This window comes from Rossellomorea sp. LjRoot5 (assembly GCF_964253455.1).
In the GTDB taxonomy this organism is placed as follows: domain Bacteria; phylum Bacillota; class Bacilli; order Bacillales; family Bacillaceae_B; genus Rossellomorea.
In genome coordinates this window covers 1075612-1088762 of record NZ_CAXUQN020000001.1, presented here as the reverse complement: position 1 = coordinate 1088762, position 13151 = coordinate 1075612, and the positions used below count along the sequence as shown (strand labels likewise).

General features: G+C 45.7%; 13 protein-coding genes. 3 read left to right on the top strand and 10 right to left on the bottom strand.

Features of this window, described 5'->3' with window-relative positions:
* Nucleotides 1-12 precede the first annotated feature (12 nt).
* From modA to ACSQ2E_RS05510, 6 genes are read right to left on the bottom strand one after another with little or no spacing between them, the layout of a single operon-like run.
* Nucleotides 13-771: a molybdate ABC transporter substrate-binding protein gene (gene modA / locus ACSQ2E_RS05535; protein WP_435989628.1), complete on the bottom strand. Its 759-nt coding sequence runs from the start codon at nt 769-771 to the stop codon at nt 13-15.
* Between the two features lie 9 nt (nt 772-780).
* Entirely contained in the window at nt 781-1293 is a 513-nt protein-coding gene (locus ACSQ2E_RS05530) for a MogA/MoaB family molybdenum cofactor biosynthesis protein (protein WP_435989627.1), read from the bottom strand.
* A 45-nt stretch (nt 1294-1338) separates the two neighbouring features.
* On the bottom strand, nt 1339-1572 hold the full coding sequence (moaD, locus tag ACSQ2E_RS05525) for a molybdopterin converting factor subunit 1 (RefSeq protein WP_435989626.1): 234 nt from the start codon (nt 1570-1572) through the stop codon (nt 1339-1341).
* Nucleotides 1565-2041 carry a molybdenum cofactor biosynthesis protein MoaE gene (locus ACSQ2E_RS05520; protein WP_435989625.1) on the bottom strand — a complete coding sequence of 159 codons (477 nt, stop codon included), beginning with the start codon at nt 2039-2041 and terminating at the stop codon, nt 1565-1567. Before ACSQ2E_RS05520 ends, moaD begins: the two co-directional genes overlap by 8 nt.
* Nucleotides 2034-3347: a molybdopterin molybdotransferase MoeA gene (locus ACSQ2E_RS05515; RefSeq protein WP_435994401.1), complete on the bottom strand. Its 1314-nt coding sequence runs from the start codon at nt 3345-3347 to the stop codon at nt 2034-2036. Before ACSQ2E_RS05515 ends, ACSQ2E_RS05520 begins: the two co-directional genes overlap by 8 nt.
* A 13-nt stretch (nt 3348-3360) precedes the next feature.
* The gene (locus ACSQ2E_RS05510) at nt 3361-4374 is read right to left on the bottom strand and encodes a MoeB/ThiF family adenylyltransferase (protein ID WP_435989624.1); all 1014 of its coding nucleotides are present in this window, start codon (nt 4372-4374) and stop codon (nt 3361-3363) included.
* Between the two features lie 347 nt (nt 4375-4721).
* Between ACSQ2E_RS05510 and fdhD the strand changes: the two genes are divergently transcribed.
* Genes fdhD through ACSQ2E_RS05495 form a run of 3 tightly spaced genes read left to right on the top strand, consistent with a single transcriptional unit; the run spans nt 4722 to nt 8989 of the window.
* Nucleotides 4722-5537 carry a formate dehydrogenase accessory sulfurtransferase FdhD gene (gene fdhD, locus ACSQ2E_RS05505; protein WP_435989623.1) on the top strand — a complete coding sequence of 272 codons (816 nt, stop codon included), beginning with the start codon at nt 4722-4724 and terminating at the stop codon, nt 5535-5537.
* A gap of 25 nt (nt 5538-5562) precedes the next feature.
* A complete protein-coding gene (gene fdhF, locus ACSQ2E_RS05500) occupies nt 5563-8508 on the top strand; it encodes a formate dehydrogenase subunit alpha (RefSeq protein ID WP_435989622.1) in 2946 nt (981 codons plus the stop codon).
* The gene (locus ACSQ2E_RS05495; RefSeq protein ID WP_435989621.1) at nt 8501-8989 is read left to right on the top strand and encodes a DUF1641 domain-containing protein; all 489 of its coding nucleotides are present in this window, start codon (nt 8501-8503) and stop codon (nt 8987-8989) included. The genes fdhF and ACSQ2E_RS05495 overlap by 8 nt, the downstream gene beginning before the upstream one ends.
* A gap of 64 nt (nt 8990-9053) precedes the next feature.
* Here ACSQ2E_RS05495 and motS read toward each other — a convergent pair whose 3' ends face one another.
* The 4 genes from motS to ACSQ2E_RS05475 form a co-directional block, all read right to left on the bottom strand.
* Complete coding sequence (motS, locus tag ACSQ2E_RS05490) at nt 9054-9791, bottom strand: flagellar motor protein MotS (protein ID WP_435989620.1); 738 nt, start codon at nt 9789-9791, stop codon at nt 9054-9056.
* Entirely contained in the window at nt 9781-10596 is an 816-nt protein-coding gene (motP, locus tag ACSQ2E_RS05485; RefSeq protein ID WP_435989619.1) for a flagellar motor protein MotP, read from the bottom strand. Before motP ends, motS begins: the two co-directional genes overlap by 11 nt.
* A gap of 59 nt (nt 10597-10655) precedes the next feature.
* Nucleotides 10656-11654 (bottom strand): catabolite control protein A, encoded by a 999-nt coding sequence (gene ccpA / locus ACSQ2E_RS05480; protein WP_435989618.1) that lies wholly within the window; start codon nt 11652-11654, stop codon nt 10656-10658.
* A 346-nt stretch (nt 11655-12000) separates the two neighbouring features.
* Nucleotides 12001-13077, bottom strand: a complete 1077-nt coding sequence (locus tag ACSQ2E_RS05475) for a bifunctional 3-deoxy-7-phosphoheptulonate synthase/chorismate mutase (RefSeq protein WP_435989617.1) — start codon at nt 13075-13077, stop codon at nt 12001-12003.
* Nucleotides 13078-13151: the final 74 nt, after the last annotated feature.

Below are 13151 nucleotides of genomic sequence, written 5' to 3'. Positions count from 1 at the left end.
CTTTTTCACAGATTACCCTTTCGTAAATCCAAATCTTTCAAACGTATCCTTTCTTTTCTCACTGACGACAAATTTGTAAAAAACGGCTGCTTCTTTTGGATGCTTGCTGTTTTGCAATACTCCTGCATAGTAACCGATCTTTGAATGAAAGGAAGGATTGATCTCCTGTATGGATTTCACCTTTTCGCTTACGGTCAAATCACTGGCATAGACGATCCCTAACGAAACAGACTGATTTTCCACCAGTGTAAGCACCCCTCTTACATCCTTGGCCAATACCAGCTGATCCTTGACCGTATTCCATTTATCCATACCCATCAGTGCCTGTTTCGCATAGTTTCCTGCCGGTACAAATGCCGGGTTTCCTATGGCTAGCTTATCCTTTGAGTGGGAAAGGTCATCAAGACTTAGTTCAGTCCTGGATTCAGGGGCGATGATCACTAATCGGTTTGTTAAGAACGACCCTCCAAGTCTTGAGTCAATCAATCCCCGGACTACCAATCTTTCATAATCCTTTTTGGATGCAGAAAGGAACACATCACTCGGGGCGCCTTGTTCCACCTGTTTTCTTAAAGCGCCGGTCCCGCCAAAGTTAAAGACGACCTGAATGGTGGGATGCTGTTTTTCAAAGTCCCTTTTCACTTCCATCATGCTTTCTTTCAGACTGGCCGCTGCCGATATGGTCAGGGTGACCTTGTCCCGGTCTTTAGGAGAACAGCCGGTCATAAGGAGTATAATGGTGATGATGATCCATATCCTTTTAGTCATCATGTTTTCCTTCTACCTCGAATCCTTTGTCATTTCATTTGCCATATGACCTATTTCGGGAATGATCAATTGTTCCATCGCAAGTTTCACGGCTCCCGATGATCCCGGCATGGAAAAGATGATCGTGTCACCCGATACCCCTGCAATCGCCCTTGATAGGATGGCAGCTGTGCCAATATCATCCCTGTAACTCAGGAAACGGAACAGTTCACCAAAGCCCACCAATTCTTTATCCAATAAAGGTTTTACCGCTTCTATCGTTACATCCCTTTTGCTGATCCCGGTTCCACCATTCAATAAAACCGCCTGTATCTCTTGATTATGTATCGCTTTTTCAAGTGAAGCCGTAATGGTGCTGATATCATCTTTTACGATCTCATATTCAGCGACTGCATGTCCTGATTGTTGGAGTAACTCCTTAAGCAGCTTTCCGCTTTTATCTGTTTCTTTTGTTCTTGTATCGCTTACTGTCACCACTTTACATGTCACTATTTTAGCCGATGACTTCCGATGTTCCTCTAACAATGGATCGTCTCCTTTCATATCTTCATCGTCTGGCGGGTACCCCTATCATCCCCCGCTGACTGGAGGAATGAGGGCAACAACGTCTCCTGCAGAAATCACTTCATCTTCCAGGGAGTATTGTTCATTGACGGCAACCATGACGCTTTCTAAAGAAGGAAGATGATACTCGTCCATCAGCCGTTCCTTCAGCTCTCTCACGGTAAGTTCCCCCTTATCTATCGTCACTTCATGTCGGCCTGCCCTTTCCTGCAGATGGGCAAAAAGGAATACCTTAATCATCCGCTTCACTCCCTTTCATTGGTTTCCCGTCCCGATATTCTACCTGCTGGAGTTGATCTCCTATCCACTGTTCGCCATCTTCCCAGTGCTCTTTCTTCCAGATCGGGACGATTTTCTTTATCTGTTCGATCACGTACTCATTGGCTTCATAGGCCGCTTTCCTGTGGGGGGATGATACGGCAATGACCACTGCCACGTCGGATATTTCGAGCCTTCCCACCCGGTGTGTGATCGCTACCTTGGCAGCCGGCCATCTGTCTTGGACCTGCCCCCCGATTTCAGCAAGTTTCTTCACAGCCATCGATTCGTAGGCCTGATACTCTAAATAGAGGGTCTTTCTTCCTTTCGTCCATTCTCTGACGGTGCCGCAGAAAATGGTTACGGCTCCGGCGTCCCGGCTTTCCACTTTCGCAGAAACTTCTTCAGGACGGATAGGAGCATCTGTTATCACAAATAATTCGTCATTCACGGAGCTGCATCCTTTCTTCACTTGATTCATTTTTTAACATGCGTTTCCCGAAGTGATCACTGCCCTGCTGGTCTTCCAACAGAAGTACGAGTACCCGCATCCCCTGCTTATATCCCCTTGTTCCACTCGGAAGGACGATAAGGACATTGGCAGAAGCCAGTGAGGATACGACCCCTGATTTATCAAGACCCGTAGGCCCGGCAAACACAGTTCCGCCTGAATACGTCATTTCCCCCCTGACAAACCGGGTAAAGGGATTTGGCTTTGGAAAATCTTTACCGAGAACGGCTTCTTCACTTCTGACAAAGAGATTGTGGCATTGTAAAAAATATCGAATGACGGGTCGGACGAATAATTCAAAACCTACATAACAGGCAGATGGATTGCCGGATAACCCGAATAGGAGCTTTCCATCCTTCTCTGCAACCGTTGTGACACTTCCAGGACGCATTCCCACTTTATTGAACAGGACATTTGCTCCAAGCTTTTTATAAATATCCGGAAGGTAATCATAATCCCCTACGGATACACCGCCCGTCGTGATCAGGAAATCCACCTGTTGAAGGGCATTTTCCACGTGCCCGAAGCACAGGTCAAAGTCATCGCTCAATTGCCCCAGGAAGATCCCTTCGCCCCCTGCCCGTTCAATCTGGGAGAGGACCATATAGGAATTACTATTCCGGATCTTGCCGGGTACGAGTGGTTCATCTATTTCAAGCAATTCACTTCCGGTCGCCAGGACCCCTACTTTCGGTTTCCTGCTGACTGGTACTTCCTTATAGCCGAATGTAGCCAGGAGTGCCACGATCCCGGGATTGATGTACGTTCCTTTTTCAGCAAGGATCGTCCCCTTTTTCGTATCCTCTCCCCGGAAGGAAATATTGTCCCCCTCCTTATATGGCCGGTTTATGGTGATGTATGCGCTCCCGTTTTCCTCATAGTTCTTCACCAATTCAAGCATGACCACTGCGCTCGCTCCCTCTGGAATCGGTGCGCCTGTCATGATCCTTACGGCCTGGTTCTCTTTTATTGGTTGATTGTATACACTTCCTGCTCCTATTTCAGAAACCACTTCCATATGAACAGGATGTTCCCTCGAGGCATATGTAGTATCTTCGGCCCTTATCGCAAACCCATCATATGGGGAGCGGTCAAATAGAGGGACATCATGATCGGCAAATAGATCTTCCCCAAGGAATCTGCCGGATGCCTTTTCGATTTCCACGGTTTCGATTGCGCCGCTCTTTTTATACTTCAGGAGACATTCTATGGCTTCTTCTACCTTAATGGGTGTTCGACGTTCCAACATCTGCTCCCTCCTATCCGATTAAGCGATGATAAATCTTTTTCGCTTCGTTGATATCATTGGTACCATGGATAAATGTCCTGCCATCATGAAAGAACACGATCCTGTAAGGCTCATAATGAAATGAAAGCAAATATGGATTACGCTTCATTTCCCCTAAACCCTCTAAGTTTCGTTCCAGTTCATGTAATGAGTGTTGATGATGAGGCGACCTGATCTGCACCGTATCCCTTCCGCAAAGGACCGTTGTCTTAATGCGGTTTTCAAACTGTAAATATGGATAGACTGGATTTTCACCACAGGAAGGGCATCCCTCTCTCTTGGCCTTTGATACGTTCATCGTATAGGATTGATTGCCCCACAGATCGAAGGTGACCACCCCACTTCTCAATGATCCATGATCTTCCACCAAAAGCTTCAGTGCTTCCGTTGTTTGATAGGCCGCTACCATTTGGACCACAGGAGCTATGATACCGGAAGAATCACATGTTTCCCCTGACATCGGGAAGGATCCGGTGAGACAATTCAAGCAAGGCGTCTTTCCTGGAAGAATCGTATAGCTCATCCCTGTGCTACCGACACAAGATCCATATATCCACGGAACGTGATATTTAAGAGAGATGTCATTTATGATAAAACGAATATCAAAGTTATCCGTACAGTCCAACAACAGATCCGCATCTTTCGCGAGCTCCGACAGCCATTCTGCGTCAGCTTCTGCTACGCATGCGGTGATCTGTACTCCTGAATGAATCTTTTCCAATCTGTTTTTGGCAGCGACCGCTTTAGGTAACCCCTCCATGGCATCGCTCTCTGTATATAACTGCTGACGATGAAGGTTGCTCATCTCCACATAATCACGGTCAATGATCGTCAATCGACCTATTCCAGCCCTGACAAGGGATTCTGCATTGGCAGACCCCAACGCCCCCGCCCCGATCACGACGACATGCTTTTCAGCTATTTTTCCCTGTCCGGCTTCTCCAATTGGTTTAAACAATACTTGACGGGAATATCTGTCACTCATCCTGCTTCCGCCCCTTTTGGCTCTGTTCGTTTCAAGTGAAGGATTAGGACTACCTTTCTCGAACACTATCTTTTCAGAGCATTCTCAAAAATTATAGAAACATTATCTTTTACCCTAAAAAATCCATTTATATTCCTGTAGGGGATCATTACTTTCTATCACTCTCTCATCATACACCTTTTTCACCGGCCCACCCGTATACAGATGCCCGATGGCACCCCGTTTATAGCGATTATATTAAAATAAGGAACTATTTTTTCATTTTTTTAAACATTTCATGTTTTCCTTTCTTACTTAATAGGGAAAACACGATATGACGATAGTTTTACAAATGGGAGGATATGCTGTTGGAGGATAAAAGTATTCTAACCCGTACTGTCCGCAAATATGGAAATGGAGCCTTTTTTGATGAAGTGGACGAGGTGGCGGCTGAATTCCCCCTTACCGTTCATTTAAATGGGGAAGAATGGGCGACGATGGTCTGTTCTCCTTCCAACCTGGAGGAATTGGTGGTTGGCTTTCTGGCTTCAGAGGGGATCATTCGGCGCTTCAACGAAATCAACCGTCTCTCCATCGATCAGGATAAAGGGTTCGCCTATGTACAAATCGATAAGTTGCCTGAAGACAGGGCCAGGAACACCTCAAAACGATTTATCGGTTCCTGCTGCGGGAAAAGCAGACAATTTTATTTCACGAACGATATGCTCACAGCCAAAACGGTGACGGCCAAAACGGAACTTACCGCTCTCATGGCCATGCATCACATGCAAGAGCTGCAGAACCATTCTGGGGATTTTCACAGGACCGGTGGAATGCACAATGCAGCGATATGCAGTACCACAGGCATCATCCAATGCTATCAGGATATCGGAAGACATAACGCACTGGATAAGCTCTATGGATATTGCCTCATGAATCACATTTCAGTCAAGGATAAGGTCATTGCGTTCAGCGGGAGGATCTCTTCTGAGGTGCTGCTGAAGATTTCTAAAATGGGAATTGCCATCCTGCTATCCAAGTCAGCTCCGACCAACCTTGCATTGGAACTGGCAGATGACCTGGGGATCACGGCCGTTGGATTTATCAGGGGTGACAGAATGAATATCTATACACGCCCCGAAAGGATAACCGGTACAGAACTACGTATTTCGGAAAGCACGTAAATCGATAAAGAGGGGGAGTTTTTTTATGGAAGGAAAGTTAACCGTTTTCATTAATGGCATTCAATATGAGGCAGAGCCCGGTATGTCTGTACTGGAACTTCTTAATCTCAGGAAAGTGGAAATTCCACAAGTTTGTTATCAGGAGAGTCTCGGTGCCATCGAAACTTGTGATACATGCATTGTCTCCATTAACGGGGAACTGAGAAGAGCCTGTGGGACACCGCTTCAAGAAGCAATGGATATCCAGACAGAGCTTTCCCATGTGAAAGAGGCCAGATTCAAAGCGATGGACACCATTCTCGAAAACCACGAACTATACTGTACGGTCTGCGAGAAAAACAATGGGGACTGTACCCTTCATAATACAGTGGCCATGATGGGGCTCGAACATCAGATGAAACCGTTTGAACCGAAGCCATATGAAAAAGATTTCTCCGGCCAATTCTACCGGTATGATCCGGATCAATGCATCCTTTGCGGAAAATGCGTGGAAGCATGTCAGGATATCGAGGTCAACGAAACACTGTCCATTGACTGGGAGCGTAAAAATCCCCGTGTCATTTGGGACAATGATGTCCCGATCGATCAGTCCTCCTGTGTCAGCTGCGGCCAATGTGTGACCGTATGTCCCTGCAACGCCCTCATGGAAAACGATATGCTCGGAAAAGCGGGTTATATGACCGGCTATAATACGAGCCTTTTGCGTTCGATGATTGATATTACGAAAAATGTGGAAACAGGCTACGGTCCCCTTTTCGCCGTGTCCGATTCAGAAGCCCAGATGAGGGATGATCAAATCAAGAAAACCAAAACCGTGTGTACGTATTGCGGCGTGGGCTGCAGCTTCAATGTCTGGACAAAAGGAAGAGAAGTGTTAAAGATGTCCCCTACTGAAGAAGCCCCGGCAAACGGGATCGCTTCCTGTGTAAAAGGGAAATTCGGCTACGGTCATGTGAATAGCGATAAACGCCTCACCCGTCCGTTGATCCGGGAAGGTGATCATTTCAAAGAAGTCGAGTGGGAAGAAGCCCTCCACTATGTAGCAGAGAAATTCAGGGAAATCAAAGAAAAGAATGGACCGGATGCCCTCGGATTCATCGCCTCATCCAAAGCAACCAATGAGGAATCCTATCTCCTGCAAAAGTTGGCCAGACAAGTCATTGGAACGAATAACGTGGATAATTGTTCCCGCTATTGCCAGTCTCCCGCAACCAAAGGGTTATTCAGGACAGTCGGATACGGCGGCGATGCAGGTTCCATGAAGGATATCGAACATGCTGACCTGGTCATGCTGATCGGGACTAACACAGCGGATGCCCATCCTGTGCTCGCTTCTAAAATCAAACGTTCTCACAAACTCTTCGGCCAAAAATTGATTGTGGCTGACTTAAGAAAGCATGAAATGGCCCAGAGAGCCGATCTGTTCCTACACCCAAATCCAGGGACCGATCTCGTATGGCTATCTGCCCTATCCAAATTCATCATTGACCAGGATTGGCACGATAAAGAGTTCATCGATGAAAAGGTGAATGATTTCAATGAATATTACCAAAGCCTTGCTCCTTTCACAATGGAATATGCTGAGGAAAAAACGGGTATCTCCCAAGAACATCTTAAAACCGTCGCAGAGAATATCCACCGTGCAGGTTCAACAGCCATTTGCTGGGCGATGGGCGTTACCCAGCATCAAATCGGGTCTGATACATCCACTGCCATCTCCAACCTCCTGCTGGTTACAGGAAACTATGGAAAACCCGGTGCAGGCGCATACCCTCTCCGCGGTCATAATAATGTCCAGGGAGCAAGCGATTTCGGAAGCATGCCGAATACATTCCCGGGCTACCAGAGTGTGGAGGATGCAGAAATCCGTGCAAAATTCGAAAAGGCCTGGGATGCAGAGCTTCCTAAAGATATCGGTATGAACAATCACGAAATGGTGGAGGAAATCCACAAAGGAAATCTTAAAGGATTGTATGTCACCGGTGAGGATATGGGAATCGTTGATTCTAACATCAATTATGTGACAGGGGCATTTGAGAAGCTTGAGTTCTTCGTCGTCCAGGATCTGTTCCTTACAAAGACCGCCGAATATGCCGATGTGGTGCTTCCTGCCGTACCAAGTGTCGAAAAGGAAGGAACCTTCACGAATACAGAGCGTCGCATCCAGCGTATTTATCAAGCCCTCGAGCCCTTGGGGGAAGCAAGACCCGACTGGGAAATTTATTCTGGTATAGCTGAAAAACTTGGATTCAACTGGGGCTATCCTTCTCCGGCAGAAGTCATGGATGAAGCCGCCTCACTCACACCATTGATGGCCGGGGTTTCCTACGACAGGCTGGAAGGGTTCAACAGTCTCCAATGGCCCGTGCAGGAGGATGGGACGGATACACCTCTCCTTTACACGGACGGATTCCATTTCGATGACGGGAAAGCCCAATTTTATCCCCTTGAATATGAATACAACTATCCAGCACAAAAAGGATATGATTATCATGTAAATAACGGGCGGGTTCTTGAACATTTCCACGAAGGAAATATGACTTCCCATACGAAAGGGATTCGAAACAAAATGCCTGAACCATTCTTTGAAGTTTCCGAGAAAATGGCTAAGGAACTTGAAATTGAAGAAGGTGCCCTCATCAAGCTTTCCAATGATAACGGCGAGAGCACCGGCAGGGTCCATGTGACGAAGGAAGTGTTTGGCAAGGAATTGTTCATCACCTTAAACAGTGACGGTAAAAATGCGGTGAACTATTTGACCAGCAGCAATGTAGATAAAGACACGGATACACCTGCTTATAAAGAGGTTCCTGCCAAAGTGGAAGTACTCGAGAAAAAAGGGAAATCGCCAATCCCCCATAACAACCACCGCTGGGCAACACGCAATCCGCAAATGGGCCCTGAAGTAGAAAGAAAATGGGATCGAAAAGATTACGTCTTCCCGGGAAGTGAGGTTGATACAAATGGCTAAATCCATTGATAAGATTATTCCACTCGAGATTCCGAAAGAAAAGATTCAGGAGCAGAACTTGAATGAACTGATAGAAGCCGTTGCTGATAATAAAGATTCCCTTTTAAAAGTCATTGAGATCATTAAGCACATGGATGAAAATCGAAATCTGGATACAATCAGCGCCATGGTAAACCATCAGGAAGATATCCTGTATAACTTCTCCAAGGAAGCCAATAAAGATCAGAACGCGGCCATCCTTAATAACGTAGCCCGTATGACTGAATTACTCGGGAGTTTGAATCTGGAAGGGATTGAAACATTGAGTGTCCGGAATACGCGGAATCTGAATATAGGAAAAGAAAGGCCATCTACGAAGAGAACCGGGATATTCGGACTGTTTCGTGCCCTTGGGGACCCTGCAGTTCAGCGTACCATTACGATCATCATCTATATTTTAAGAGGGATCGGTAAAAACCACATAAAAAATGACAAGAAATAATACAAAAAAACAGGCTGCCGACCTTTAAGGTTGGCAGCCTGTTTTCTATTTTTTCCGAAAGCATTTACGATTGTTCTTCATAGGCGGGATCGGTGATGATCACTTCGACCCGCCTGTTTTTCTGGAGGTTCTCCACTTTATCATTAGGAGCGACCGGACGCGTGTCTCCATATCCGACGGCGATGAACCGCTTTGGATCGAGATCTTCCGTTGTGATCAAGTAACGCACCACACTGCTCGCCCTAGCCGATGAGAGCTCCCAGTTCGAAGGGAAACGATATGTATTGATCGGGCGGTTATCTGTATGTCCCTCCACTTTTACAAAGTTCGGGATTTCGGATAAAAGCACGCCGACCTTATTCAAGAACGGATACGCATCCGGAAGGACCGTTGCTTCACCTGAGGCAAACAGTGCTTGTTCCTGAAGGACGAGCACAACTCCGCGTTCGGATCTGGTCGCCAACACGACGTCACTCAATTTGTTTTCTTTCAAATAGCCCTGAATAGTTGAAAGTAACGAGTTCAGATCTTGTTCTGCCTCATTTCCCTGCTGCTTTGACTTCTCCGATTCCATATCGGGTTCAGCCGACGGGTTCTCAAAGGGAATGACAGAAGGATAGAATTCGAGGATCTGCCGCTGCTGAAAGGAATCAGCGATGGTTCTGAATTTCACAATATCAATCTGCGACATCGAGAATAATAGAATAAAGAATACGAGAATAAGAGTAATAAGATCAGAAAAAGTAACCATCCATTTAGGAGCCCCCGGAGGCTGAGATGCCGGTCTTCTTCTACGCTTCATCTGGTGCTGCCCCTTCTTGTTTCCTGTCTGAATACATCTGTAATTCTTCGTTGGATAAGAACACTCTTAATTTTTCTTCCAATATTTTCGGATTCTGACCCGATTGTACCCCGACGACACCTTCGATCACGATTTGTTTCATAAATACTTCTTTCTCTGTTTTCATCGCAAGCTTTGATGCCATTGGCAGGAATACGAGATTCGCAAGCAGGGATCCATACAATGTCGTCAGTAAGGCGATCGCCATATTGGGACCAAGTGAAGCAGGATCATTTAAATTCTTTAACATCAGTACGAGGCCGATGAGCGTACCGATCATCCCCCAGGCAGGGGCATATTCCCCTGCCTTATCCAATAAACTCTTATTTTTACGGTGCCGCTCTTCTAAGGCGATGATTTCAGCATTCATGATATCGACGATCACATCCTGCTCGATTCCATCGACTGCGAGCAGGACACCTTTTCGGATAAAGGGGTCCTCGACCGCTTCCACCTCTGCCTCAAGTGAGAGGAGGCCTTCGCGTCTTGCTTTTTCTGACAGGGTCACAAACGTCCGGATCAAATCATGAAGATCGTATTCCACATCACGGAAGGATTCTCTCATCACTTTCCCAAGCTGTTTCAATTCCCTGATCGAGAAGCTGACCAGCATGGCCGCAATCAATCCGCCGATGACTACGAGCATGGACGGAAGATCGATGAAGGAGGTGAACCCGGTCACTCCCGCATTGGAAATGATCGCGAATGCAACGAATAGAAACCCTACTACAACCCCGATTGGTGTAAGAACATCAAGCTTTTTCATTTTGACTCTCCCTACAGAATAAGTTCTGTTTGTCTTTATCCTTTATATCGACAAACTTCTTACTTTGTTGAGTTACGCTTTTCAAGTCGATGGGGAAGAACAACCGTAGATTCTTCAACCGTTTCCTTGTTCATGTATTTCGTCAATAACCGCATGGCTACTGCTCCGATATCGTATAAAGGCTGGACAACGGACGTCAGCTGAGGTCTGACCATCAGGGCAAGTCTTGTGTTATCGAAGCTTATGACTTCCACTTCTTCAGGGATGGAAACGTTCTGATCCTGAGCACCGTGGACGACACCAAGGGCCGTTTCATCATTCCCGACGAAGATGGCTGTCGGCTTGTCCGATAGCTCTGAGAACTTCTGCCATGCTTCAAGTCCTGAATCATACGTGTATTCACCTTCTACAACCAGGTCATCACTGTATTCGACTCCTGCTTTGGCAAGTGCCTCCCTGTATCCTTCAAGTTTGAACTTCATGTTGATCGTATCGTGGAAAGGACCGCTTACAAAACCGATGCGCTTGTGTCCCTTCTCAAGGAGGTTGGAAACCGCGTCAAAGGACGCCGCTTTATAATCGATGTTCACGGAAGGAACCTTATTCGTTTCTTCAACGGCACCTGCCAATACGATCGGAACCGGAGAACGTTCGAATTCCTGCACATGCTCTTCTGAAATATGGCCGCCCAGGAACAGGATGCCATCCACTTGCTTCCCAAGCATCGTATTCAATAGATGAAGTTCCTTCTCGATATTCTGATCCGAGTTACTTAAAATGATATTGTATTTATACATCGTGGCGATATCTTCAATCCCACGTGCGAGTTCTGCATAGAAAATATTTGAGATATCAGGGATGATGACCCCGACTGTCGTCGTTTTCTTGCTGGCAAGCCCTCTTGCTACAGCATTCGGACGGTAGCCGAGTCGATCGATCACCTCTAATACCTTCTTCCTTGTTGCCGGTTTGACATTCGGATTTCCGTTAACCACTCGGGAAACCGTCGCCATACTTACATTGGCTTCTCTTGCTACATCATATATTGTCACGTTCATAGCTTACACTCCTTTACTCTTCTACTCATTTACCTTATTCTACACCAAATAAACCTAAAGAAAAAAGCGATTACAATAGTTTGTTAAAAAATGCACATATTTATGTTCACATTAGCGTTATATAGGTTATTTATCTGCAATTATGTAGATAATCATACGATAGTCTTGATATTCGTGCAATGTCCACCTTTTTATTTATGCAAAAAGATTATTATAGCATATTGAGGGGGAGTGCATTTGGTTTATTTTTTGTGTGGTGAGACCGTACCAGCCTCCATAATAAGTACTTCTCTCCATCAATAAAAAAGGCTGAATCCCTCTTAAAAAGGATTCAGCCCTTCATCTCTTATACTTCTATCGTTCTGCCTTTCAAAAGCTCTTTATAGAAATGATCGAATTGATCAAGATCCATTTGCTGAGCGGAGTCGGATAAGGCAACGGCAGGATCCGGATGAACCTCTGCCATCACTCCATCTGCGCCGATGGCAAGTGCCGCTTTCGCAGTCGGAAGCAGCAGATCTCTGCGTCCTGTGGAATGCGTTACATCCACGAATACCGGTAGATGTGTCTCCTGCTTAAGGATTGGCACAGCCGATATATCTAGTGTGTTTCTTGTTGCTTTCTCGTACGTACGGATTCCACGCTCACAAAGGATGATGTCTCCGTTCCCTTGAGAGATGATGTATTCAGCAGCATTGATGAATTCATCGATCGTCGCGGCTAAACCGCGTTTAAGCAATACAGGCTTTTTAACAGCTCCGGCTGCTTTTAATAGTTCGAAGTTTTGCATATTTCTTGCACCGATTTGAATCACATCAATGTATTCCAGTGCATGTTCGATATCAGCTGGATTCACGATTTCACTAACGACAGCCAAATCATATTCATCCGCCACTTTTTTAAGGATTTTCAAGCCTTCAATCCCAAGACCCTGGAAGTCATAAGGGGATGTTCTTGGTTTAAACGCTCCACCACGAAGCATTTTCAATCCTTTTGCTTTGACGGCTTTCGCGACTTCAGCCACTTGCTCGTAAGATTCAACGGCACATGGACCGAAGACGAAATGAGGCTTTCCATCTCCAATGGCTTCACCATTGATATTGACGATCGTGTCTTCTGGTTTCTTTTTACGGGAAACCAGAAGTGCTTTCCTGTGATCATCTTTTTGAAGTTCCAGACCGGCTTTGAAGATTTCTTTAAAAATATGTTCGATGGTCGAATGTTCGAATGGACCATTATTATTTTCTTTAATCAGATTAAGCATTCCTCGTTCACGAACAGGATCATAGCGGTATACTCCTTGAGTCTCCTTGACACGACCGATTTCCTGAACTAGTTTAGCACGTTCATTAATGGTGTCTAGTAGTTTTAAGTTCATCTCGTCTACTTGTTTACGTAATTGATCGAGCTCTTGATTACTCACAATACAGCACCCTCTCTTTTTTTATCCTGTTCATACGTAAAAACTGTTATAGTTTTAAGAAAGTATGATACATT